The sequence below is a fragment of the Amycolatopsis sp. NPDC051128 genome (assembly GCF_040682715.1).
GTDB lineage: Bacteria > Actinomycetota > Actinomycetes > Mycobacteriales > Pseudonocardiaceae > Amycolatopsis.
In genome coordinates this window covers 53911-76211 of the sequence record NZ_JBFBBN010000049.1, presented here as the reverse complement: position 1 = coordinate 76211, position 22301 = coordinate 53911, and the positions used below count along the sequence as shown (strand labels likewise).

22 protein-coding genes and 1 pseudogene are annotated in these 22301 nt (G+C 70.9%); 10 read left to right on the top strand and 13 right to left on the bottom strand.

The genetic code is table 11. The features are described from left to right. Both AB0M82_RS35980 and AB0M82_RS35975 read right to left on the bottom strand, forming a co-directional pair. A pseudogene (locus tag AB0M82_RS35980) lies at positions 1–298 on the bottom strand (carbohydrate ABC transporter substrate-binding protein); the annotation flags it as partial. A gap of 10 nt (positions 299–308) precedes the next feature. Continuing rightward, a complete protein-coding gene (locus AB0M82_RS35975) occupies positions 309–887 on the bottom strand; it encodes a LuxR C-terminal-related transcriptional regulator (protein ID WP_364731832.1) in 579 nt (192 codons plus the stop codon). Between the two features lie 182 nt (positions 888–1069). Between AB0M82_RS35975 and AB0M82_RS35970 the strand changes: the two genes are divergently transcribed. The 5 genes from AB0M82_RS35970 to AB0M82_RS35950 all read left to right on the top strand — a co-directional run bounded on the left by AB0M82_RS35970 (position 1070) and on the right by AB0M82_RS35950 (position 5772). Then, positions 1070–2233 carry a glycoside hydrolase family 3 N-terminal domain-containing protein gene (locus AB0M82_RS35970; RefSeq protein ID WP_364731846.1) on the top strand — a complete coding sequence of 388 codons (1164 nt, stop codon included), beginning with the start codon at positions 1070–1072 and terminating at the stop codon, positions 2231–2233. Positions 2234–2307: 74 nt separating this feature from the next. After that, a complete protein-coding gene (locus AB0M82_RS35965; RefSeq protein WP_364731830.1) occupies positions 2308–3747 on the top strand; it encodes a serine hydrolase domain-containing protein in 1440 nt (479 codons plus the stop codon). After that, the gene (locus tag AB0M82_RS35960) at positions 3744–4463 is read left to right on the top strand and encodes a MerR family transcriptional regulator (RefSeq protein ID WP_364731827.1); all 720 of its coding nucleotides are present in this window, start codon (positions 3744–3746) and stop codon (positions 4461–4463) included. Before AB0M82_RS35965 ends, AB0M82_RS35960 begins: the two co-directional genes overlap by 4 nt. Before the next feature lie 32 nt (positions 4464–4495). Continuing rightward, positions 4496–5365: an oxidoreductase gene (locus AB0M82_RS35955; protein ID WP_364731824.1), complete on the top strand. Its 870-nt coding sequence runs from the start codon at positions 4496–4498 to the stop codon at positions 5363–5365. Beyond that, positions 5365–5772: a hypothetical protein gene (locus tag AB0M82_RS35950; protein WP_364731821.1), complete on the top strand. Its 408-nt coding sequence runs from the start codon at positions 5365–5367 to the stop codon at positions 5770–5772. Before AB0M82_RS35955 ends, AB0M82_RS35950 begins: the two co-directional genes overlap by 1 nt. A 63-nt stretch (positions 5773–5835) precedes the next feature. On the opposite strand, the gene AB0M82_RS35945 is transcribed toward AB0M82_RS35950, so the two are convergent. Further along, entirely contained in the window at positions 5836–7158 is a 1323-nt protein-coding gene (locus tag AB0M82_RS35945) for an MFS transporter (RefSeq protein WP_364731819.1), read from the bottom strand. 110 nt (positions 7159–7268) lie between these two features. Between AB0M82_RS35945 and AB0M82_RS35940 the strand changes: the two genes are divergently transcribed. Next, complete coding sequence (locus AB0M82_RS35940) at positions 7269–8216, top strand: AsnC family transcriptional regulator (RefSeq protein ID WP_364731817.1); 948 nt, start codon at positions 7269–7271, stop codon at positions 8214–8216. A gap of 52 nt (positions 8217–8268) precedes the next feature. Here AB0M82_RS35940 and AB0M82_RS35935 read toward each other — a convergent pair whose 3' ends face one another. Both AB0M82_RS35935 and AB0M82_RS35930 read right to left on the bottom strand, forming a co-directional pair. Continuing rightward, positions 8269–8916, bottom strand: a complete 648-nt coding sequence (locus AB0M82_RS35935; protein ID WP_364731814.1) for a methyltransferase domain-containing protein — start codon at positions 8914–8916, stop codon at positions 8269–8271. 44 nt (positions 8917–8960) lie between these two features. Then, positions 8961–9137: a zf-HC2 domain-containing protein gene (locus AB0M82_RS35930; protein WP_364731811.1), complete on the bottom strand. Its 177-nt coding sequence runs from the start codon at positions 9135–9137 to the stop codon at positions 8961–8963. A 317-nt stretch (positions 9138–9454) separates the two neighbouring features. Between AB0M82_RS35930 and AB0M82_RS35925 the strand changes: the two genes are divergently transcribed. Together AB0M82_RS35925 and AB0M82_RS35920 are read left to right on the top strand one after the other, a co-directional pair. Continuing rightward, positions 9455–9703, top strand: a complete 249-nt coding sequence (locus AB0M82_RS35925; protein ID WP_364731808.1) for a hypothetical protein — start codon at positions 9455–9457, stop codon at positions 9701–9703. Positions 9704–9978: 275 nt separating this feature from the next. Further along, positions 9979–10821, top strand: a complete 843-nt coding sequence (locus AB0M82_RS35920; protein WP_364731843.1) for a glycoside hydrolase family 19 protein — start codon at positions 9979–9981, stop codon at positions 10819–10821. A gap of 42 nt (positions 10822–10863) precedes the next feature. Here the strand turns inward: AB0M82_RS35920 and AB0M82_RS35915 are convergent, their stop codons facing one another. From AB0M82_RS35915 to AB0M82_RS35900, 4 genes are all read right to left on the bottom strand, one after another. Beyond that, positions 10864–11619, bottom strand: coding sequence for an alpha/beta fold hydrolase (locus AB0M82_RS35915; RefSeq protein WP_364731807.1), 756 nt, complete (start codon positions 11617–11619; stop codon positions 10864–10866). Positions 11620–11726: 107 nt separating this feature from the next. Further along, positions 11727–12881, bottom strand: coding sequence for a thioester domain-containing protein (locus AB0M82_RS35910; protein ID WP_364731804.1), 1155 nt, complete (start codon positions 12879–12881; stop codon positions 11727–11729). Positions 12882–13155: 274 nt separating this feature from the next. Beyond that, the gene (locus tag AB0M82_RS35905; protein ID WP_364731802.1) at positions 13156–13974 is read right to left on the bottom strand and encodes a serine hydrolase; all 819 of its coding nucleotides are present in this window, start codon (positions 13972–13974) and stop codon (positions 13156–13158) included. Positions 13975–14076: 102 nt separating this feature from the next. Then, on the bottom strand, positions 14077–14706 hold the full coding sequence (locus AB0M82_RS35900) for a TetR family transcriptional regulator (RefSeq protein WP_364731799.1): 630 nt from the start codon (positions 14704–14706) through the stop codon (positions 14077–14079). A gap of 84 nt (positions 14707–14790) precedes the next feature. Here AB0M82_RS35900 and AB0M82_RS35895 point away from each other — a divergent pair, with 84 nt between their 5' ends. Further along, positions 14791–16020, top strand: a complete 1230-nt coding sequence (locus tag AB0M82_RS35895) for a cytochrome P450 (RefSeq protein ID WP_364731797.1) — start codon at positions 14791–14793, stop codon at positions 16018–16020. Between the two features lie 83 nt (positions 16021–16103). On the opposite strand, the gene AB0M82_RS35890 is transcribed toward AB0M82_RS35895, so the two are convergent. From AB0M82_RS35890 to AB0M82_RS35875, 4 genes are all read right to left on the bottom strand, one after another. Further along, positions 16104–17159, bottom strand: a complete 1056-nt coding sequence (locus AB0M82_RS35890) for a cellulose binding domain-containing protein (RefSeq protein ID WP_364731795.1) — start codon at positions 17157–17159, stop codon at positions 16104–16106. Further along, positions 17156–18688 carry a cellulase family glycosylhydrolase gene (locus AB0M82_RS35885; protein ID WP_364731792.1) on the bottom strand — a complete coding sequence of 511 codons (1533 nt, stop codon included), beginning with the start codon at positions 18686–18688 and terminating at the stop codon, positions 17156–17158. The genes AB0M82_RS35890 and AB0M82_RS35885 overlap by 4 nt, the downstream gene beginning before the upstream one ends. A gap of 226 nt (positions 18689–18914) precedes the next feature. Continuing rightward, the gene (locus tag AB0M82_RS35880) at positions 18915–19970 is read right to left on the bottom strand and encodes an MFS transporter (RefSeq protein ID WP_364731840.1); all 1056 of its coding nucleotides are present in this window, start codon (positions 19968–19970) and stop codon (positions 18915–18917) included. 226 nt (positions 19971–20196) lie between these two features. Next, complete coding sequence (locus AB0M82_RS35875) at positions 20197–21561, bottom strand: MFS transporter (RefSeq protein ID WP_364731790.1); 1365 nt, start codon at positions 21559–21561, stop codon at positions 20197–20199. A gap of 48 nt (positions 21562–21609) precedes the next feature. Here AB0M82_RS35875 and AB0M82_RS35870 point away from each other — a divergent pair, with 48 nt between their 5' ends. Then, positions 21610–21960: a metalloregulator ArsR/SmtB family transcription factor gene (locus AB0M82_RS35870; RefSeq protein WP_364731787.1), complete on the top strand. Its 351-nt coding sequence runs from the start codon at positions 21610–21612 to the stop codon at positions 21958–21960. Positions 21961–22301: the final 341 nt, after the last annotated feature.

Here is a 22301-nt window from a genome sequence, read left to right as displayed (position 1 = left end):
TCGCCTTGCGGTACTGCGGGATGTACTGCTCCTCGATCGCGACGACGTCGGCGGCGCCGTGCCCGGTGGCGAGCTGCGTCGCGAGGCCCTTGTGGTGGGTGTCGAAGTCGGTGACGCGGTTCTGCACCGTGATCTCCGGGTGCAGCTTCTCGTACTCCGCGATCAGGGGCGCGTAGCCGAACTCGCCGAAGGTGGCGATGGTGAGCTTCGTCTTTCCACCGGTGTCTCCCGGGCCGCAGGCGGCGAGCGGGATCAACGCGGCGACCACGATGGCGGTCCGGCGGACGATCGTGCGCAACAGGCTTCCCTCAGATCACACCGGCCCGCACGGCGTACGCGACCGCGTGCGGCCGGTTGCGCAGGTTGAGCCGGTTGGTCATGGCGTAGATGACGTTCTTCACGGTCCGCTCCGAGTAGCAGAGCTCGCCCGCGATCTCGGCAGTGTCCCAGCCCTCGGCCATCAGGCGAAGCACATTCACCTCGCGCGGCGTCAACGTCGTCCCGGTGCCCTCGTGGGCCAGGGCCTCGACTTGGTCGCGCAACGACGCCGAGCGGCCCCGCGCGGCGGCGAGCACGCTGCCGGTGAGCCGGTCGAGCGCGGTCCGCGGCAGCACGGCGGAGACGTGGCACTCGGCGAGCAGGCCCAGGTGCGCGGGGTCGACGTGCCCGGCGACCAGCACGATCGCGGCGGGCGACTCGGTGGCGGCGGTCCGCAGCGCGGCGATGACCTCCCGGTCGACCTCCCCGACGGCGAACACGAGCACGGCCGCCTCGCCCCGCCGGTCCCGCGGCACGACGAGCAGCTCCGGGCGAGCCTTCAGGTGGTTGGTCAGCCCGGTGAGCGCGATCGGATCCGACGCCCACGCCGCCACCCGCACCTGGTCCATCGAACCCCTCCGCCCACTGTTCACGTCCTGGTGGAGATCAGTCTGCTGAGGCCGCCTTCACGAATTCTCTAACGGCGCCGGCGCCATTCTTCACGCCGTGAAGTTTGGGCGTCCACTACGGTCGGGACACACGCCGACGAGTGAAGGGACCGATGAACCGCCGACGTCTTGCCGCCACCGGGGTGGCGCTGTGCCTCTTGACCGGGTGTCTGCTGGTCGTGGGACTGCGGCCGCGGCTCGTCTCCGGTCTGGCGCTGCCGCTGCCCTCTGTTCCTTCTTCGGCCGCCCCCGCGCCGCCCACGCCGTCCACGCCCTCCGTTCCTTCCGTTCCCACGTCGAGTCTCGCGCGGCCCGGCGACTGCGCGTCGCTGGTAGGCGGTCTCGACGTGCGCGGTCAGGTGGCGCAGCTGGTCGTCGTCGGGGTTTCCGGTGACAACCCGGCCGCCACGGTGTCACTGGTGCGCGAAAACCAGGTCGGCGGGATCTTCGTCGGCGGTAACGCGACAGCGTTGTTGAAGGACCGCTCGCTCGACGCCGTCCAGGCGGCGGCCCGGCTGCCGGTGGCGGTGTCGGTCGACGAGGAGGGCGGCCGCGTCCAGCGCATCGACGACCTCGACGGCGAAATCCCGTCGGCCAGGGCGATGGCCGCGACGAAGTCCCCCGCCCAGGTCCGCGCGCTGGCCACCGAGCGCGGCCACCAGCTGCGCGGCCGCGGCGTGACGGTGGACTTCGCCCCGGACACCGACGTCACGGACGCCCCGGACGACGACGTCATCGGCGACCGCTCGTTCAGCCCCGACCCGGCCCGCGTGAAGACGTACGCGATGGCGTTCGCCGCGGGTCTGCGCGACGCGGGTGTCCAACCGGTCCTGAAGCACTTCCCCGGCCACGGCCACGGCTCCGGCGACTCCCACAAGGGCACGGTGGTGACGCCCCCGCTCGATCGGTTGCGGGCGGTCGACCTGGTGCCGTACCGGGGAATCGCCGACTACGGCCCGGTCGCGGTGATGGTCGGCCACCTCGACGTGCCCGATCTGACCGGCGGTGTCCCGGCGACCCTGTCGCCGGCCGCGTACGGGTTGCTGCGCGGGGAGTTCGGGTTCACGGGGCCGGTCCTGACGGACGACCTTGGGGCGATGAAGGCGATCACCGCGCAGTATTCGCTGCCGGAGGCGGTGCTGAAGGCGCTGCAGGCCGGGGCGGACCAGGCGTTGTGGTCCTCCGGCGGCCGGGTCGACGAGGTGCTGAACCGGCTGGTCCGGGCGGTTCAGGCCGGTGAGCTGCCCCAGGCCCGCGTCCAGGAGTCGGTGACGCGGGTGCTGCGGGGCAAGGGGCTCTGCGGCTGACCCGCCGGTCGTCCCGGATTCGTCGGAAGATCGGGCTTGACCCTGCCCCAGGGGCAGGGTTCGACGATGGTCCCATGAACGACAACGCACTCCACACCGTCGAAGCCGGCCTCCGTGACCAGGCCGCCGCCTACTGCGAGGCGAACCACGTCCCCGGGTTCGTCGCCGGCGTCCACCACGCCGGCGAACAGGTCGTCGTCGCCCACGGCACCGCGAACACCGCCACCGGCGCACCGATGCTTCCGCACACCGGCTTCCTCTTCGGCTCCGTCACCAAGGTCCTGACCACCACGCTGGTCCTGCGGCAGGTCGAGCGCGGCGTCCTCGACCTCGACGCGCCGGTGGTGAAGTACCTCCCCGAACTGGCACTGGCCGGCACGGGCGCAGCGGAAAAGATCCTGGTCCGGCACCTGATCTCGCACACCAACGGCATCGACGCGGACCTGTACTTCCCCGACGCCAAGGGCCGCGACGCCCTGAAGATCTACGTCGAGGGCCTCGCGAGCGCCTGCGGCACCCTGTTCGAGCCCGGCGAGCAGCTGAGCTACTCCAACGGCGGCATGATCGTCGCGGGCCGCCTGCTGGAAGTGGTGACCGGGCTGTCCTTCCCGGAACTGCTCGAGCGCGACGTCTACGCCCCCGTCGGCATGACGGATTCCGGCACCTCGGCCGAGCAGGCCATCCTGCGCAGCACCGCCGTCGGCCACTTCCTCGACGCGGACACCATGACCGCGAAGCCCACCGGGATGTTCACGCTGCCCGACACCTGGGGGCCGGCCGGCGGCACGCCGATCGGCACCGTCGCCGACCTGCTCGCCTTCGGACGCACCCACCTCGCGGGCGGCGTGTCCCCTGCCGGTGAGCGCGTTCTTTCCGCCGAGTCGATCGCGCTGATGCAGCGGGTGTCGCACGACATGGCCACCCCGAACGTCCCGCCGATGGGCCTGGGCTGGGTGCGGTACCCGTTCGGCGAGACGACCGTCCTGGCCATGTCGGGCGCGTCGCCCGGCGGCGTGTCCATCCTGTGCGTCGTGCCCGAGCACGACCTGGTCTTCACCGCCTTCGGCAACACCCCGGACGCGATCGTGCTGCAGGACCAGTTGCTGCGGTGGCTGCTGAGCGAGCACCTCGGCGTCCGGATTCCCTCGCTGGTCACCGAAACGGATCCGGACGTCGATCTCGCGCCGTACGTGGGCACCTACCGCTCCAATCAGCTCCGCATCGACGTCAGCGTCGTCGACGGTCAGCTGGAGGAGCGGATGACCTACGAACCGGCGGACGAAGTCCAGGAGCGGATCTTCACCGAGTTCGCCGGCGGCGCGACGTCCGCCCCGCCGCAGCGCTACGTGCCGATCCGGCCCGGTCTGTTCGCGCCCGCCGGGTACCCGCCGGAGACGTTCGACGGTTACCTGCGCCTGCTGCTGGTCTCCTTCCACGACGTCCGCGACGGCCAAGCCCGCTTCCGCAACGGCGGCGGCCGGCTGACCCGGCGGGTGGGAGGATCTCCGGCATGATCACGATCGGCCGGCTCGCGGACTACGCCGGGGTGACCGTCAAGGCCATCCGCCACTACCACGAGCGTGGTCTGCTCGCCGAGCCCGAACGCGACTCGTCCGGCTACCGCCGCTACACCGCCCACCACGCCATCGAGCTCGTCAAGATCAGGACCCTGGCCAGTGCGGGCGTGCCCTTGGCCCGCATCAAGGAACTGCTCGGCGCCGACCCGGACACGCTCACGGCGGCCATCACCGAAATCGACGACGGCCTCCAGGAGCGCATCGCGCAGCTGCGGCGAACCCGCGGCCAGCTCGCCCAGCTGCGCGGTGGCGACCGGCTCTTCGTCTCCCCGGAAGTCGCCGGCTACCTCGACGACCTGCGCGAACTCGGCGTCAGCGAACGCCACCTGCGCCTGGAACGCGACGGCTGGATCCTCATGCAGACGGCCTCACCGGAGGACGCCGCCGCGTGGGTGGCCGAAAAACGGGAACTCCTGGCCGATCCGGAGTTCCGCGCCCTGTGCCTCGACCACGACGCCGCCTACGACTGGTCGCCCGACGACCCCCGCCTGCCCGCCTTGGCGGACCGGACCCGGGACTGGTTCGCCAACCGGGAGAGCGAATCCGAGTCCCGCGCCGTCGCGAACCCGGCCATCGCCCAGCTGGCCGCGCAGTCCCTGCCCGGCGCCTCGTCCCCGGCTTGGGACCGCCTAGCCCGGCTCATGCAAAGCTAGCTTCGGCACGAGCACCCGAACCAAGGAGTGGAATGGCGAATCTGGGCGGCACCTTCACCCTCGGCGGCGACCTTCCGGTGACCCGCATGGGTTACGGCGCCATGCAACTGGCCGGCCCCGGCGTCTGGGGGCCTCCGCGTGACCACGACGCCGCGGTCGCCGTGCTGCGGGAGGCCGTCGAACGCGGGGTCACCCACATCGACACCAGCGACTACTACGGCCCGCACACCGTGAACGCCCTGATCAAAGCGGCCCTCCACCCGTACCCCGGCTCGCTCCACATCGTCACGAAGGTCGGTGCGCGGCGCACTCCCGACAAGGGCTGGCCACCAGCCTTGTCCGCCGGTGACCTCACCGAGGCCGTGCACGACAACCTGCGGAACCTCGGCGTCGACGCGCTCGACGTCGTCAACCTGCGGCTGAGCAACGCCGCCGGTGACTACCCCGTGCCGATGTCGGTCGCCGAGCCCTTCGGGGTGCTCGCCGATCTCCGGCAGCAGGGGCTCATCCGGCACCTGGGCCTCAGCCACGTCAGCGCCGAGCAGCTCGACGAAGCCAAGGCGATCGCGCCCGTGGTCTGCGTCCAGAACCAGTACAACCTCGCGCACCGCGAAAACGACGCCCTGGTCGACAAGTGCGCCGCCGAGGGGATCGCCTTCGTGCCGTACTTCCCGCTCGGCGGGTTCAGCCCGCTGCAGTCCGGGCTGCTCGACGACTGCGCCGCCCGGGTCGGCGCCACGCCGATGCAGGTCGCGCTGGCCTGGCTGCTGCACCGGTCGCCGTCGATGCTGCTGATCCCCGGCACGTCCTCGCCGGCGCACCTGCGCGAGAACCTCGCCGCCGCCGACCTCGAACTGCCCACCGGCGTTCTCGCCGAACTCGACCGGATCGGAGTGGCCTGATGGCTGAGTGGGGCGACCTGGTCGCTTACATCAGGGAGTCGTACCGGGTGATCCGCGACGACCCCGACGAGCTCCGCATCCGGCTCGTCTACGGCGACGACCCCGACACCGAACAGCGCGCGCAGATCGTCGTGATCGCCCGCGAAATCCTCGACAAGCGCGAGGACTGGGTCCAGATCGCGACGCCGTTCGCGCGGCACGACGAGGTCGACCTCCTGGCGGTGCTGACCGAGGTCGGCGACTCGATCGTCGTCGGTGGCCTCGCCGTGATGGGCGACCACGTCGTGCTGCGTCATTCGCTGCCGCTGATCAACCTCGACATCAACGAGTTCATCGACCCGCTGGAGCTGGTCGCCGGCGCGGCCGAGCTGCTGGAGCAGCAGTTCACCGGCCGAGACGACTACTGACCACCGCAAAGCGGCACCTTCCCGACGAAAGCTCCGCTTTGTGCCACAAAAGCGGAGCTTTCCCTATGAAAGTGTCGCTTTGGCCGCCGCGAGCATGGGTGTCACCGCGACCGCGGCGGCCACGGTGAGCCCCGCGGCGACACCCAGCGCCGCGGTCGCGGTCCCGGTGCTCAGGTAGAGGCCGCCGAGGAGGGCGACACCGAGGGTGCCGCCGAGCTGCTGCACGGCGTTGAGCAGCCCGGCGGCCGAACCGGTCTCGGGCGGCCGGACCCGGTGCAGGGCCGCGGTGAAGAACGGCACCGTGAACGTCCCCATCCCGAGCCCGCACAGCGCCAGCGCGCCGGGCAGCGGCAGGACTCCGCCGACGATCGCGAGGATCCCGGTGAGCACCAGTGCCAGCCCGGCGAACATCACGCGCGCGCCGAACTTCGGCACCAGCCGGGTCCCGGCGAACCACGACGACACCGCCAGCCCGGCCGAGAGCGGCAGCAGCGTCAGGCCGGCGGTGCGGACGTCCACGCCGAGCCCGAGCTGCAGCCGCATCGGCACGACCTGCATCAGGCCGGTCATCACCGCGAAGAACAGCAGCGACCCGGCGAGCGCCGCCGGGAACCCGCGGTCGGCGAAGAGGCTCGGCTCGACCAGCGGCGCGGACGCGCGGCGCTGCTGGAACCCGAACACCACGAGGAGCGCGGCGCCCGCCGCGAGCAGGGCCCAGGACGTCCCTTCCGGCGTGATCAGCGGGTACACGAGGAGCCCGGTTCCGGCGACGACGAGCACGGTGCCGACAGGGTCGAGTCGCGGTCGCGTGGCGGCCCGGTCCTCCCGCAACAGCCGCGCGGCGAGGAGCACCGCGAGCCCGAGCGGGACGTTCACCAGGAACACCGCCCGCCACGACACCGCCTGCGTCAACAGCCCGCCGAGCAGCGGCCCGGTGACCGCGGACAGCCCCATCACCGGACCGATGGCGCCCAGCGCCTTCGCCCGTTCGTCGCCGTCGAAGAGCGCGCGGATGAGCCCGATCGTCTGCGGGATGATCAGCGCCGCCGCCGTGCCCTGCACCGCGCGCGCCCCGATCAGCAGGCCGGCGTTCGGCGCGGCCGCGCAGGCCAGCGACGCGAGCACGAAGCCGGCCACCCCGATCTTGAACACCTTCGCCCGGCCGAAGAGGTCGCCGAGCCGGCCGCCGGTGATGAGGAAGACCGCGAACGGCAGCGTGTAGGCCGCGCTGAACCACGGGATGCCGGCGGCCGGGCCGGCCAGGTCGGCGTGGATCACCGGGCCCGCGACCTGCACGATCGTGGCGTCGAGCAGGTTCATCGCCTCGGCGGTGAGCAGCACGGCCAGTGCGGCCCAGCGCCGCCGGTAGCGCGTCATGGTCGGCAAGAGGTGCCCCCTTTCGTTCGTCGCCCACCCTGACGGCGCACCGGCGCATGGTTCCAGCTACGGAGTTCAAGTCACTGATTTCTTCCATCTGATGCGGTTGAATGATCGATATGACCACGCTGGACGCCGTCGACCGCGGGCTGATCCACGCGCTGCACCTCGACGGCCGGGCGCCGTTCACGAAGATCGGCGACGTCCTCGGCGTCTCGACGCAGACAGTGGCGCGGCGCTATCGCCGTCTTCGCGCCGAAGCGTCGCTTCGCGTCGTCGGCCTGCCGGACCCGCAACGAGCGGGGCAGGCCGAGTGGATGGTCCGGCTCACGGCGACGCCGCACACCGCGCAGGACCTCGCCCACGCGCTCGCGCGCCGCGCCGACACCGCGTGGATCAAGCTCATGTCCGGCGGCACGGAGATCTGCGTCAACGTGCACACGCCGGCCGCGAGCGATCATTCGCTGCTGCTGCGGGACATCCCGCGCACCGCGAGCGTCACGGCGGTGTCGGCGCACCAGCTGCTGCACCGCTACTTCGGCGGCCCGACCGCGTGGCTCGGCCGGGCCCGGTTCCTCGACGCCTCACAGGTCGCCGCGCTGACACCGGTGTTCTCCGGCGACGGCAAACCGCTGACCGGCGACGACGACGCGTTGATGGCCGCGTTGCAGCGGGACGGCCGCGCGAGCCTCGCCGAACTGGCGGCGGCCACCGGCTGGTCGGCGGCGACCGTCGCCCGCCGGCTGGCCGACCTCCAGGCCGGCGGCACGGTGTTCTTCGACCTGGAGATCGACCCGGTGCCGCTGGGTGCGACGACGCAGGCGCTGCTGTGGATGGCGGTCGCCCCGGCGCACCTCGACCAGGTCGCGAAGACACTGGCGGCACACCCGGAGCTGGCGATCGTCGCCGCGACGACCGGCCCGGCCAACCTGGTCGCCCACGCGCTCTGCCCGGACGCGGCCGCGCTGCACCACTACCTGACCCACCGGCTCGGCGCACTCGACGCGATCCGCACCCTGGAGACGGCGCCCGTCCTGCGGACGATCAAAGCCGCCGCCTCCCACTGACCGCCGTCCGGCCGGACCACCCGGGCGCGAGGACAAGGGGGCCCAGCCCGGGTCAGGCCGGTTTGCGCGCCAGCACCCGCCCCTGCGGCACGCGCGTGTCCGGGTTCCGCACCCGCAGCACCTGCGTCAGGACTTCGAACCCGGCCTCGGTCACCAGCGCGCAGACCCGCTCGACCGGCAGCCAGTAGATGTCCAGCTCGAACCCCTGGTGCCCGTAGCCCTCGGTCCGGTGGTGCCGCCGGTCGCCGACGTGGAAGCCGAGCTGGAGGTGGCCGCCCGGGCGCAGGACGCGGAACAGCTCGGCGCACACGACCGGCAGCCGCTCGGGTGGAGTGTGGATGATCGAATACCACGCCAGCGCGCCGGCGAGGCCGCCGTCCGGGAGGTCGAGATCGAGCAGCGATCCCTGGGAAAACCGCAGGCCGGGGTGGTCGCGCCGGGCGACGGCGAGCATCTCCGGCGACAGGTCGACGCCGGAGACGTCGAGGCCCGCCGCGGCCAGGTACGCCGTCACCCGGCCGGTGCCGCAGCCGAGGTCGGCGACCGGTCCGCCGCCGTGCGCGCGGACGAGGTCGGCGAAGGCGGTGAGCAGCGCCCGGTCCTGCGGGTCTTCGTCGACGGGTGGCACGACCTTGCCGTAGCTCTCGGCGACGATGGCGTACGTGGCCCGGGTCGTGGTCAGGAACTGGTCATCGGTCACGGCGCGCACCGTACCGGCGGGCACCGACAAGATCCGCGAAAGTCCTAAGTGGACTTGACTTTGGCCAGGTGGTCGAGCATCGTGCGGACGGCCTCGAACTCCCGGACCTCCTGGCGGCAGTCCGAGCAGGCCTCGAGGTGCCGTTCCACCCGGGCCGCCTCGGCGGCCTCGAGCAACCCGAGGCTGTACGCCCCGAGGTCGGTCCGGTCGTACCGGCCCATGGATCGCGTCTCCGTTTCCGCATCCCATTAAAGGGAGTGCCCGTACCAGCCAGACGTCTCCAGAGTCCTGGGACGTACGCGCCATCGGCGAAGTTCCTCGGTTTTCCACCCGATCGGCCGACAACTGTGGTCGGAAAAAGGCCCATGTGAGTGACAGAAGTCGTCACGGATTCCACTCGCTCGGACACGGAACGCTTTTCTGTGTCCGACTTAGCCGATTCCGCGTCATGCCCGCCCGGCTCGACCGTCGGACCTGCGTCGAGTCGGGAATTTCCCGCTTCGACCTGGACAGAAGGCGATCCGAAACGAGGAGAGCGATGACCGTACGGAGCCACCGGGCGGACGACGTCGTAGAAGAGGTCGGGGTGTGGCTGGCCGGAGAATTCGGGGGGCGGCTCGCCGCCTCGGAGATCGACCGCGTCGTCCGGATGACGCGGCTCGACCTCGAAGGGATCATCGTGCCGGAGGAGCTCGGGGAAATGCTCCACCGGCTGGGCCGGGCCCGGCTGCAGCGGATTCTGCAGCTCACCCGGCCCGCGAAGATGCGGATTCCGCAGGCGCGGTGACCCCTGACGCCGGGGCGGCGCGCACCGCGCATCGTCCCGGCCTTCCCCAGGGAGGTTCGCGCAGACCCGTTGCCCGGACCGCCCGGATTCTTGACTGGACTAGACCAATCTGGTCTAGTGACCGGTGTCACGTTCGTCTCGGCCGGATGAGCACACCCCATCTTCGACACCGGGCGCCTGCCGCGCCCGGATCCTGTCGTGGCCGAAGGAGTGAGCGAGTCTTGAGAAGACGTCTCGTCGCGGTCCTGTCCGCCTTCGTCGCCGTCGCCGCGCTCGTGCTCGGCGTGCCCGCCTTCGCCGGCCAGACCCCGCAGGCGGCCGCCGCCGCGTGCAGCGCGCCGAACTGGGTGGCCGGCCAGTGGTACGACATCGGCGCGATCGTGCGCTACACCAACGGCGGCTACTACCGCGCCAAAAACGCCAATCCGGGCTACGACCCCGTCATCAGCACCTGGTACTGGGAGCCCTACGACTGCGGCACCGGCCCCGGCAACCCGGGCGCGTTCGTGGTCAGCGAGGCCCAGTTCAACCAGATGTTCCCGGGCCGGAACTCCTTCTACACCTACAGCGGCCTCACCGCGGCGCTGTCGGCGTACCCCGGCTTCGCGAACACCGGCAGCGACACGGTGAAGAAGCAAGAGGCCGCCGCGTTCCTCGCGAACGTCAGCCACGAAACCGGCGGCCTCGTCCACATCGTCGAACAGAACACGGCGAACTATCCGCACTACTGCGACTGGAACCAGCCCTACGGCTGCCCGGCCGGCCAGGCGGCCTACTACGGCCGCGGTCCCATCCAGCTCAGCTGGAACTTCAACTACAAGGCCGCCGGGGACGCGCTCGGCATCAATCTGCTGAACAACCCGTACCTCGTCGAACAGGATCCGGCGGTCGCCTGGAAGACCGGGCTCTGGTACTGGAACACGCAGAGCGGGCCCGGCACCATGACCCCACACAACGCGATGGTCGACGGCCGCGGCTTCGGCGAGACCATCCGCGGCATCAACGGCTCCTTGGAGTGCAACGGCGGCAACCCCGCCCAGGTCGAGAGCCGCGTCGCCAAGTACCGCCAGTTCAGTTCCGTCCTCGGCGTCGACCCCGGCGCCAACCTCTACTGCTGAGTTCTCCGGGCACGTGAGTGGTGATCCGGGTGCCGGCCCGGATCACCACTCACGACCACCCAGCCGCTCGCCGACCAGGCGGGTGACCGCCTCGCCCTGCTCGTTGAGGTAGAAGTGACCGCCCGGGAACGTCTTCAGCTCGAAGCCGCCGGACGTGCGTGCCGCCCACTCGCGCGCCTCCGCCTCGGTGACCCTCGGGTCGCGGTCGCCGATCAGCGCGAGGATCGGACAGCTGACGTCGGGGCCGGGGCGGTAGTGGTAGAGCTCCGCGGCCTTGTAGTCGCTGCGCAGCGCGGGCAGCACCATCCGGACGATGTCCTCGTCGTCCAGCAGCCGCGAGTCGGTGCCGCTGAGCTTCCTGACATCGGCCAGCAGGGCGTCGTCGCTCTTCTCGTGGGTGCGCTCGTCGCGGACCACCGTCGGCGCGCGGCGCCCGGAAACGAACAGGCCGAGCAGCTTCGTCCCGCGCGCTTCGAGCCGTCGTGCGACCTCGAAGGCCAGGCTGGCGCCCATGCTGTGGCCGAAGAACGCCACCGGCCCGGCGAGCTCCTCGGCCAGCACGTCCGCGAGCCGGTCGGCGAGCACGAACAGGTCGTCCACCGGAGGTTCGGCGTGCCGGTCCTGGCGGCCGGGGTACTGCACGGCCAGCACCTCCACGGAGGGCGACAGCGTCGCCGAAACCGGGTGGAAGTAGCTCGCCCCGCCTCCGGCGTGCGGGAAGCACACGAGGCGCGTCGCGGCGGACGGCGCCGGGTGGAAGCGGCGGAGCCAGCCCGACGCCGTACGGGAAACACTCATGATGTGAATCTGGCAGGCCGGTGGTCCCCACGTCGACCCTAAAAGTGCGAAGTCGCGAAACGGGGCCGGCCCACGGTGTGGACCGGCCCCGTTCGCGGATCGGTTGCTTACGCGCGGCTGCGGCGCCGGTTCAGCAGCAGCATCAGCGCACCGCCGCCGAGCAGCAGCCCGCCGATGGCGACCGGAACCGCCGTGTCGACACCGGTGTTGGCCAGGTCGCCGCCACCGGACGGCGCGCCACCCGGGGTGGTGGTCGGCGCCGGGGTCGTGACCGGGGCGCCCGCCTCGTTCCAGCTCGCGGCCGCCTTCGCGGTCACCTGGGTCTTCTCCGAGTCGGCGACGATCAGCGACTGCGCCGGCTTCTGCGCGTAGTTCTCGGCGACGAACAGGCGCCCGGTCTCCAGCTCGCCGCTGACCTTCAGCGAGAACGAGCCCTTGCCCGGCTTGGCGGCGGCCGGGACGTCGACGTACAGCTTGCTGCCGTCCTTGACGTCCGCGGTCTTGAGCTCCTTGCCGTCGGCGTCGGTGACCTTGACGCCCTCGGGCAGCTCGGTGGTGAGCGAGGTGATGTCACCGGACGTGGCGACCTCGAACGGGCCGATCCGGGTGCCCGCCTTGCCTTCCGTCTTCGGCGACGCGACGTTCAGCGTCGGCTTCGGCTGCGCGCCGATGCCCTTGTTCTGGTCGCCGGTCAGGTAGCCGTACAGCGCGGCGACGTCGGCGCTGTCCTCGGCCGAGTTCTTTTCGGCCAGCGGCTTCTGGAGGTTGAGGTTCACGCCGTCGCTGAAGTGCCACACCGCCGCCTGCGTCGCGGCGATCGCCTCGCGCTCGGAGATGCCGCCGTGGGCCTTGGGGCCCGTCTTCTCCAGCGCGCTGGTCAGCGCGTCCAGCTTCACGCCCGGGTAGCCGTGGTGCAGCACCCAGTTGATCTTGTCGCTGTTCTTCTCGAAGGGCGAGTTCGCGGCGGGGTACTTGTTCCACGGCCGCTCGATCATGTCGACGTCGGTGCGCATCCCGACGGTGACCTGCACGCAGTAGAGCTTGAGCGAGCTGCCGTCCGACAGCTTGAACCCGAAGAGCTTGGTGATCGGGTCACCGCCGTCTTCGAGGTGGATCCGGTAGCCGACCGTGCCCGCGTTTTCGCTGACGCGGCCGCGCGCGGCGCCGTCGTCCGCGAGGGCCGCCGGGGCGCCGACCATGACCGCGGCGGCCGCGGCGAGCACCGCGATCCCGCCACGCACGAGAGCTGACCTGACCTGCATAAATCTCCTATCCGAGCCCGAACCACGAAGTTAGGGCCGCGTGAGATCACAATCCCCGATCACGACGGCCACCGATTCGGGTGAGTGATCACCCAGTCAAGCGAGATCGGAGCTTACACAGACCCCACAAGGGCTACGCAGGGTGCCCCCTCAAACACGTATGTGCGAGAAAAGCCGTCGAACGTGGCCCCAGGAAACGCCGTGACGACGTTTTGTCCGGAGCACTCGGAACGGCCCCGGCGAATCCACGCCGAGGCCGTTCCGAGCTCCGGCGTCAGTGGCCGAAGTACCCCTTGAACAGGATTTCGCTGATCCGCGTGGTGGTCTCCTTGCCGACTTCGAAGCCGTCCTGGATCACCTTGGTGTTGTTCATCAGCGCCAAGGTGTACCGCTCGTGCGGCCCCACGAAGCCCACCGAGTTCATGATCCAGGAGCCGTCGTCGTTGTCGTCGGACCAGCCGTCCTTGTTTCCGGGACGCGCGGCCTGACCCGCACCCCAGACGCCCCACTGCTGGTTGACGTCCACCGCGCGCATCTCCCGCACAATGTAGTCGCGGTGCTGCCGGGGCAGGCGGGTCAGCACGTAGTTGATCAGCCGGTCCAGGTCGTTCGCGGTGGTGAGGATCCAGCCCCAGTGGTGCGGGTGCTGGTCGGTGAACCGCATGTCGGTCATGCCGTACGACGGGAACCGCTTGGCGAACTCGGCCTCGCCGCCGTAGCGGGTCCACAGCGTGTGCGCAGCCGCGTCGTCACTGGAGTTGAGCATCCGGTGCATCAGATCGCGGTCCTCGGCGGTCAGCGTGACCGCGCCGGAGTCGTTGCGCAGCAGCAGGTCCACGACCATGGCCAGCTTCGGCGTCGAGCAGGCCCAGATCAGCGTGCCCGCGGCCTGGCTCCGGTAGACGGCACCGGTCCACCGGTCCCGCAGCACGATGCCGGTTTCGCCGGGCCGGCTGTCCGCGTAGGCCTGCGCCTGCACGATCCGCGCCCGAAGTTCCCGGTCGAACCGGCCGGTGGCCCCGGCCTCCGCGGCCGGCGCCAGCACGAACGCCGTCAAGGCCGCCATCAGGACGGCGAAAAGTCTTTTCCCCATGGGCTCCCCAAGTGAAGGTAAATTGATCTTTTCCAACCCTGAAGGCGCGCGTGAGAGGATCGAGGTTGCGGTGACCGCCGTCACACCGGAGGCCGGACCCGGTCAACCGTTCCCGGCCACCTCGTCCGAGGCGGGCCGCAGCATCGAGACCATCCGGCCGATCGTGGCGGCGTACTCCGCCTTCAGCCGTGGTTTGTCCACATCGGACGCTTCGGCCAGCGCCATCCCCGCGGTGCCCAGCATGCCGAACACCAGCCGCGTCGTGGTTTCCAGTGGCTGGCCTTCGATTTCACCGGCGTCCATGAGCGCCTTGACCAGCTGTTCGACGAGGCCGTAGGCGAGCTGTTCCTCGGCCGCCCGCCAGCGCAGCCAGCCGAGGGCGATGGGCGCCTCCAGGCAGACGATCCGGCCGTAGACCGGGTCGCAGCAGCGGTCGAGGAACGCGTCGAGTGCGACGGTCGCCGCCGCCGCGGGGTCGGCCGCCCGTGCCGCGGCGTCCGCGCAAAGCTCCGTCGCGTCGATCTCGAGCTGCTCGAACACCGCCTCGAACAACGCGCCCTTGCCGGCGAAGTGGTGGTAGATCGCGCCGCGTGTGGCCTGGATGTCGCCGGCGACGTCCTCCAGCGCCGTGCCGGCGAAGCCGTGCTCGGCGAACCGGCGGGTGGCCGCCGCCAGCAGGGCGGCCCGGGTGGCCTCGGAATACTGCTCCCGCCGGCTCTTGACCGTCGACATGCGCACAGCATAGGACATACACTGTGCATGTCACCGACGCGGTGTATGTCGCGTCACTCTCGGTCGCGACGTTTGGGGAATGCGATGACCGACCTGATCCAGCCCGAAGAGCTGCTGTTCAACCCGTTCGCGCCCGGCTTCTTCGACGACCCGTACCCGCACTACAAGATGCTGCGTGACGAGGACCCGGTGCAGGACCACCCGCTGGGGTTCTGGTTCGTCTCCCGCTTCGACGACGTCTCCCGGTTGCTGAAGGCCGGGTTGTCGGTCGAGGTCGGCAAGCTGGCGCCCGGTCCGTTCAGCCAGCAGATCGAGTACTTCGGCGAGGCGGGCAACGCCGGCGCGTTGAACCTCTCGATGCTCGACCGCGACCCGCCCGACCACACCAGGTTGCGCTCGCTGGTGACCAAGGTGTTCACCCGCCGGGCGGTCGCGGCGCTCGAACCCCAGATCGTCCGGCTGGTCGACGAAGCCCTGGACCGGATGGCCGAGAAGGGGAGCTCGGACCTGGTCGAAGAACTGGCGTTCCCGCTGCCGTTCGCGGTGATCTCGGAAATGCTCGGCATGCCGCCGACCGACCACGCACGGATCCGTGAACTGAGCGGAACCCTGGTGCGGTCGCTGGAGATCGTGGCCGACGAGGAAACCGCACGAGCGATCATGGCGGCGGACGCCGAGCTCACGGGCATCACCCGCGACCTGATCGCCTGGAAGCGCGACCACCCGGCCGACGACCTGCTCACGGCGTTGATCGCGGCGGAGCACGACGGCCAGGTCCTCGACGGCGACGAGCTGGTGGCGCAGGTGGTCCTGCTGTACGTGGCCGGCCACGAGACGACGGTCAACCTGATCGCCAACGGCGTCACCGCGTTGCTGCGCAACCCGGATCAGCTGGCCTTGCTGCGCGCGCGGCCGGACCTCGCCGCGAACGCCGTCGAAGAGTTCCTGCGCTACGACTCCCCGGTGCAGCAGACGAGGCGGGTCACGACCGAGCCGTACGCGGTGGCCGGCAAGGAAATCCCGCCGGGCACGTTCGTGCTGGCCTGCCTGGCCTCGGCCAATCGCGACGAACGGTTCTTCGGCCCGGACGCCGGCCGCCTGCGGATCGACCGCCCGGAAGCGCGCCACCAGGTGTCCTTCGGCGCGGGTCCCCACCACTGCCTCGGCGCGGCGTTGGCCAGGCTCGAAGGCCAGGTCGCGATCAGCCGCCTGGTGCGACGGTTCCCGGACCTGGGCTTCGCGGGAGAGCTGGAGTGGAACGGCCGCATCAACCTGCGCGGCCCGGCGAAGTTCCCGGTCACGGTGCACGCCTGAAGCACCGCCGGGTGAACACTTCCGAATGCCGTGAAGGGCACCCGCATGGACAACGACCATGAGGGCGCCCTTCACGGCACCGGTCACCCCAGCGCGCAGCTGACCGCCGGAGCGGCTCCCGCGCCGCTGCCACTGGCCAGGAAGCCGAAAGTGGCCGACGCGCCGGCGTCCAGCACGCCGTTCCACCCGGCGTCGCGCGCGGTCACCACCGTCCCGTCCTGGCCGACCGTGGCGTTCCAGGCCTGGCTGATCCGCTGACCGTCGCCGAAGGTGAACGTCGCCGTCCACGCCGACGTCGCGGCCGGCGTGCCGTTGCGCACGCTCACCTCACCTTGGAAACCACCGGTCCACTGGTTGGTCGTCCGGTAGGTCGCGGTGCAGGAACCACCGGGCGACGGCGTGGTCGGCGTGGTCGACGAAGGCCGCACCGGCGTGCCGAGGGCCGCCGCGACCGCGGGGTACCACCGGTCGGCCATCTTCCGGAATCCCGAGTCGATCGGGTGCACCCCGTCGGAGGTGTCCGTGGCCGCGGAGAACCCGGTCCACTGGTCCACCACGGTGATCGGCGACCGCGCGGTCGTCTTCCCGGCCGCCCAGCCAGGAATGGCGTTGTTCAGCGTGACCACGCGCTGCGCACAGGTGGCGCAGCCGGCCGGCTCCATCGGGAGGATCTGCGCGACGATGATCTTCATGTCCGGGTTGCTCGCCCGCATCTGGTCGACCAGCTTCGAGTACGCGGCGATGATGGCGTCGGTGCCGATCGTGCCGCCCCACAGGTCGTTGGTGCCCAGGTGCATCAGCACGACGTCGGGCCGGGCCCCGGCCAGCCACGCGGGCAGCTGGTTCTGGTTCGCGATCCCGGTGGCCGCGTAGCCGCCGTGCCCCTCGTGGTCCCCGTCGAACGGAACCGAGCAGCCCCCGCCGGGCTGCGAGCCCACGAAGTCGATGTTCGTGTACCCGCTGCGCTGCAGGCGATCCCAGAGCAACGCCCGCCAGCAGCCGGGTCCGGCGGTGATCGAGTCGCCCAGCGGCATGATCCGCACCGGTGCCGCGGCCGAAACCGCCGGCTCGGCCAGCGTGACGCCCAGCGCCGCGACGAGGACCGCGATCAGCGCGGACAGGCTCTTCGCTCTCCTCACGGCTTTACCGCCAGCAGATGGGCCCGGTAGCCCTCGCCGTAGGTCTTGGTGGGCGTGCCGTTGTAGTCCTCGATCAGCACGTTGCCCTGACCGCAGCCCCACGGGTTCCAGGTCCAGGCCGTGTAGCCGAGGTTGTGCGCGTCCAGCCAGGCCAGCACCTGGTCGATGTAGTCGTGCGCACAGCTGTTCTGGCCGATCTCCCCGGCCTGCACCGGAACCTGCGCGGCGACCGTCCCGATCTGACTGTCCCAACAGGACACGGTCACGCACGCGTTGAAGTTGTAGGAGTGCCAGGAAGCCATCAGGTTGCCCGCCGGGTCGGCCGGCCGGTAGGCCAGCCACTGCGTCAGGTCGTTGGTCCAGGTCAGGCCGGCGGTCATCAGCACGTTCGCGGCCCCGGTCGCGCGGACCGCGTCGACCAGCTCCTGCATGCCCGCCACCGGATAACCGATGCCCTTGCAGGTGCCGCCGTCGCGCAGGCACCGCCAGGCGGCGGCCGCGTCGGACCAGTCGGCGGCCCCGTCCGGGTAGGGCTCGTTGAACAGGTCGAACACCACGGCGTTGTCACCCTTGAACGCGGTGGCCACCTGGGTCCAGAAGGTCGGCGTGTACTGCCGGCTGGGCATCGGCTTCTGGCAGGTCGCGGCGACGTCGGCGCAGGCCGAGCTGGTGCCGGTGTACTGGCCGCGCGTCCAGTGCAGGTCGAGGATCGGGTTGATCCCGTTGGTCTCCAGCAGCTTCGCGTAGTCCTTGACGGCCTGCTGGTAGGCGGCCCCGCTGGGCGAGCCGGACAGGCCGAGCCAGCAGTCCTCGTTCAGCGGGATCCGCACCGCGTGGATGTTCCAGGCCTTCATCGCGTCGACCGACGCCTGGTCCACCGGGCCGCTGTCCCAGATTCCCTTGCCCTGCACGCAGGCGAACTCGCCACTGGCCCGGTTGACGCCGAGCAGCCGGTACGGCGTCCCGTCGGCGGTCAGCAGCTTGTTGCCCGACACGTGCAGCGCGGGCGCCGGGCCGGGCGTCGGTGGCTTTGTCGTCGTGGTCGGCGGAGTCGTGGTGGTGGGCGGCGAGGTCGTGGTCGGCGGTGTTCCGGTGCAGGCCGCGCCGTTGACGGCGAAGTCGGTGGGCGTGGCGTTGGCGCCGCTGTAGGAGAAGTTCGCACCGGCGCTGACGGAGCCGTTGGCCGGGATGGTGCCGTTCCAGCTCGCGTTGGTCACGGTGACCCGTTTGCCGGACTGCGTCCATGTTCCCATCCAGCCTTGCTGGAGGGTCTGGTTCCCGGCGTAGGAGTAGGTCAGCGTCCAGCCGTCGACCGCCGACGAGCCGACGTTGCCGATCCCGACGGTGACGCTGAAACCGCTTCCCCAGTCGTTGGCCGAATAGGTCACGCGGCACGCGAACGCCGCGGCGGCCGCGCTGGGCTCATTCGTCGCCGAGACGGCTGTCGCCGACGTGACGACGCACGCGGCGGCGGCCGCGAGACCCGCGAACGCAAGCGCGGCAGGACGTTTTCCGGCTCTTCCCGACATCGGCACTCCCTTGTGCACACGACGACAGCCACGGGGGCGAAGATTCTGGGAGCGTTCCCAGTCGCCCGTTCACACCGTCGCTTCCCGGCCCGCCGTTGTCAATCATCGCCGTGATCCAAGCGGCTGATTCACGCGAACAGCGTCCGGCGCGTTCCCCCATCGATCGCAAACGGCACCGCCGGGCGGGCCCATCGCGACGTCACCAGTGCGGGCGCGCCGCCGCGACCTAGGCGATCTTCACCTGGTACGGAGCGCGCCGGGCGGCCGCCAGCAGCAAGGCGGCCACCAGCACATACCCCGCCGTCGTCACCGCCACCACGGGGATCGGCCCGAGGCCGGCGCTGAGCGTCCCCGCCGCCGCGCTGCCCGCCGGGAACCCGAGGGCCGAGATCGCCGCCCGGGCGCCCATGACGCTGCCGCGGACCGCGTCCGGGGTGAGGCGTTGCACCAGGGTGCGCTCGACCGCGAAGTACGGTCCCCAGCACGCGCCCGCCACCGAGACCAGCGCGACCGCCGGGACGAGGGCGCCGGTGATCGTCAGCACCGCGAACGGCGCCGCGCCGGCCAGGACGACGGCCGGGACGCGCCAGGCCGGCCGCAGCCGGGTCACGAGCGGCGTGCCGACGACGACGCCGGCCAGGCCACCGGCGCCCGCCGCGCCCACCAGGAGCCCGTAGCCGACCGGGCCGGTGTGCAGAACCTCCTTGCTCAGCACCGGGTACAGGACCTCCGTCATCCCGCCGAGGAAGAGGAACCCGCACGTCGCCACCGAGGTCCACAGCACGGCCGGCAGCCGCAGGATGGCGCCGAACCCGGGGCGCGTGCGGTCGGCGGGTACCGGCTCGATGCGCGGCAGGGCGAAGCACAGCGCGCTCATCACGAAGAAGCTCGCCGCGTCGACGACCAGCGCGACCGGCGCCGTGGCCACCGCGACGAGCGCCCCGGCCAGGGGTGGACCCAGCACCGCGGCCGCTTCCCAGTTGGTGGCCAGCGCCGTGTTCGCGGCATCCAGGTCGGACTCCGGAACCAGCCGGGGAACGACGGCGCTCTCCGCGACCTCCGTCAGGGCCGACACCGCGGCGGCCCCCGCGGAAAGGACACATAGGACCGCGACGTCGATCCCGCCGAGCAGCCACAACACCGGGATCAGTCCAATGAGGACACCCCGGACGGCGTTGTCCCACCCGAGCAGCAGCCGCGGCTGCACCCGGTCCAGCAGCCGCCCGGCGATCGGCCCCGCCACGACCCGCGGCAGCCCCTGGCACAACACGACCAGGCCCAGCGCCGCCGGACCGCCAGGTTCAGCACCAGCCAGGAAATCGCGACCACCGTGACGACGTCACCCGTGCGCGAGACCAGCATGCCGAGCCAGAACCGCCGGAACGACGAATTCCCTTTCACCACAACGAAAGCACGCACGACGAAACTCCCCCATGGTGGCCGGATTCCCTCGGGCACACTTTAGCAATCCGAACCCGGTTGATTAAAGCGCCGATTTCCGGGAATCGTCAGTGCGTTTTGACGTGAGCGGCACCGGGAACCGGCCAGCGCCGGTGGTGGCGGTCGATGACGAACTCGTGGCTGTGCCGGTACACGCCGTCGGCGACCTCGGTCGCGTCTTCGAGGTGGCCGTGCTCGGCGAGGTCGTCGTGGGTGTGCTCGATACGCACGGGATCACGCCGCGGCCAGGCCAGCGCGGCGGTGACGAGCCCGAGGACCGCGAGGCCGGCCAGCACCAGCCAGGTCGCGGTGAACCCGGCGACGGTGGCGACCCAGCCCGCGATCGGGTAGGCCAGCAGCCAGCAGGCGTGCGACAGCGAGAACTGGGCGGCGAACACCGCGGGCCGGTCGCTCGCGGTGCTCGACCGGCGCAGCACCCGGCCGACCGGCGTCAGGACCAGCCCGGTCCCCGCGCCGATGACCGCCCACACCGCCGACACGGCCACCCAGCGCCAGTCACCCGACGACGCCGTCGACAGCGCGATCGCGCCCGCGATCCCGGCGAGGAGCACCGCGGCGCCGGTCAGCATCACCCGGCGTTCCGGGACGCGGTCGAGCACCTTCGGCAGCAGCAGGGCGACCAGCATGGTGCCGACACCGTTGCCCGCCAGCAGCAGCGCGACGTCGGCCTGGGAGCGGCCGAGCTCGCCCTGGACGTAGTTGACGGTGTTGACCATGACGACGGACCCGGCCGCCGCGACGACCAGGTTCACCCCGAGCAGGCCGCGCAGCCGGGGCGTCGCGGCGTAGATCCGGACCCCGGCCAGCGTGCGGTCCCAGACCCCGCCGCGACGGCCGCGGACCGCGTCGGGGATGCGCGTGGTCACCACCAGGACCGCCGACGCGACGAACCCGGCCGAGGTGCCGGTGAACAGCCAGTGGAAGCTCACGACACTGAGCACGGCCGCGGCGAGCATCGGGCTCAGCAGGCTTTCCATCGTCGAGGCCAGCTGCGACGCCGACAGTGCCCGGGTGTAGTCACGCTCGCCGGGCAGGATGTCCGGCAGCACGGCCTGGAACGTCGGGGTGAACGCGGCCGACGCGGACTGCAGCACGACGATGAGCACGTAGATCTGCCACACCTGGGTGACGAACGGCAGCGCCAGGACCACCAGCGCCCGGACGAGATCCAGGCAGACGAGGAACACCCGCCGGGGCACGCGGCCGGCGTAGGCGCCCGCGATCGGCGCGACCGTGACGTAGGTGACCATTTTGATCGCCAGCGCCGTCCCCAGCACCGCGCCCGCTTCGGCGCCGGCCAGGTCGTAGGCCAGCAGCCCGAGCGCGACGGTCGTCAGGCCGGTCCCGAACAGCGCCACGAGCTGGGCGGTGAACAGGTGCCGGTAGTCCCGGTGTGCGAACAGCGAGGACATGACGGAAGACTCCTGGGCGACGACGGTTCACCCCCATGATAGGTGCACATGTACGCACACGACGAGCCCGGTGACCAATGGTTCCGGTTGCCGCCCGCGGCGCAGGTCGAAGTGGCCACGAATTCGCTGCGCATGCTGGCCGACCCCGGCCGGTTGCGGATGCTCTGGCTGCTCAGCGGCGACGAGTACGACGTCGCCTCACTGGCCGAGGCGATCGGCATCGCGCGGCCGGCGGCGTCGCAGCACCTGGCGAAGCTGCGGCTGGCCGGACTGGTCAGCCAGCGTCGCGACGGGCGCCGGGTGCTCTACAAGGCGCGCGGCGGCCACGTCCGCCGGCTGCTGGTGGAGGCGATGAACGCCGCCGACCACCACCTGCACGACATCCCCGACCACGACTAGCGCTGTGACCGGGAGGTTCGCCGGGTGGTGCGGCAGGCGGGGGCGAGCAGTCGGAAGTCTCTGAAGGCCATCATCCGGGCATCCCGTGTCGCGCGTCCGAGGTTCGTCGGCAGGGGCCCGGGGTTGCGCCCCAATGTGGCGTTGGTTGCACTGGACGCACCGAACGCCACATTGGGTGCGCTGGACGCACCGAACGACCAAGGCCGGGCAGTTAGCTGCGGCAGCGAGCTGTCAAGCTGCCCGATTGGCCCGATTGGCCCGGTTCAGGTGCTCGCCCGAAGGCCGTGAATGGCTCATCGAGGGACTCTATGTCCCTCAATGAGCCCGACACCGCCATCCGA

Bases quoted from the DNA above. Each gene is read 5' to 3' on its own strand.
- AB0M82_RS35975 (WP_364731832.1), bottom strand. From the start codon at position 887: ATGGACCAGGTGCGGGTGGCGGCGTGGGCGTCGGATCCGATCGCGCTC.
- AB0M82_RS35925 (WP_364731808.1), top strand. From the start codon at position 9,455: ATGACCGTACGGAGCCACCGGGCGGACGACGTCGTAGAAGAGGTCGGG.
- AB0M82_RS35940 (WP_364731817.1), top strand. From the start codon at position 7,269: ATGACCACGCTGGACGCCGTCGACCGCGGGCTGATCCACGCGCTGCAC.
- AB0M82_RS35895 (WP_364731797.1), top strand. From the start codon at position 14,791: ATGACCGACCTGATCCAGCCCGAAGAGCTGCTGTTCAACCCGTTCGCG.
- AB0M82_RS35900 (WP_364731799.1), bottom strand. From the start codon at position 14,706: ATGTCGACGGTCAAGAGCCGGCGGGAGCAGTATTCCGAGGCCACCCGG.
- AB0M82_RS35870 (WP_364731787.1), top strand. From the start codon at position 21,610: ATGTACGCACACGACGAGCCCGGTGACCAATGGTTCCGGTTGCCGCCC.
- AB0M82_RS35875 (WP_364731790.1), bottom strand. From the start codon at position 21,561: ATGTCCTCGCTGTTCGCACACCGGGACTACCGGCACCTGTTCACCGCC.
- AB0M82_RS35950 (WP_364731821.1), top strand. From the start codon at position 5,365: ATGGCTGAGTGGGGCGACCTGGTCGCTTACATCAGGGAGTCGTACCGG.
- AB0M82_RS35960 (WP_364731827.1), top strand. From the start codon at position 3,744: ATGATCACGATCGGCCGGCTCGCGGACTACGCCGGGGTGACCGTCAAG.
- AB0M82_RS35915 (WP_364731807.1), bottom strand. From the start codon at position 11,619: ATGAGTGTTTCCCGTACGGCGTCGGGCTGGCTCCGCCGCTTCCACCCG.
- AB0M82_RS35930 (WP_364731811.1), bottom strand. From the start codon at position 9,137: ATGGGCCGGTACGACCGGACCGACCTCGGGGCGTACAGCCTCGGGTTG.
- AB0M82_RS35955 (WP_364731824.1), top strand. From the start codon at position 4,496: ATGGCGAATCTGGGCGGCACCTTCACCCTCGGCGGCGACCTTCCGGTG.
- AB0M82_RS35905 (WP_364731802.1), bottom strand. From the start codon at position 13,974: ATGGGGAAAAGACTTTTCGCCGTCCTGATGGCGGCCTTGACGGCGTTC.
- AB0M82_RS35910 (WP_364731804.1), bottom strand. From the start codon at position 12,881: ATGCAGGTCAGGTCAGCTCTCGTGCGTGGCGGGATCGCGGTGCTCGCC.
- AB0M82_RS35965 (WP_364731830.1), top strand. From the start codon at position 2,308: ATGAACGACAACGCACTCCACACCGTCGAAGCCGGCCTCCGTGACCAG.
- AB0M82_RS35885 (WP_364731792.1), bottom strand. From the start codon at position 18,688: ATGTCGGGAAGAGCCGGAAAACGTCCTGCCGCGCTTGCGTTCGCGGGT.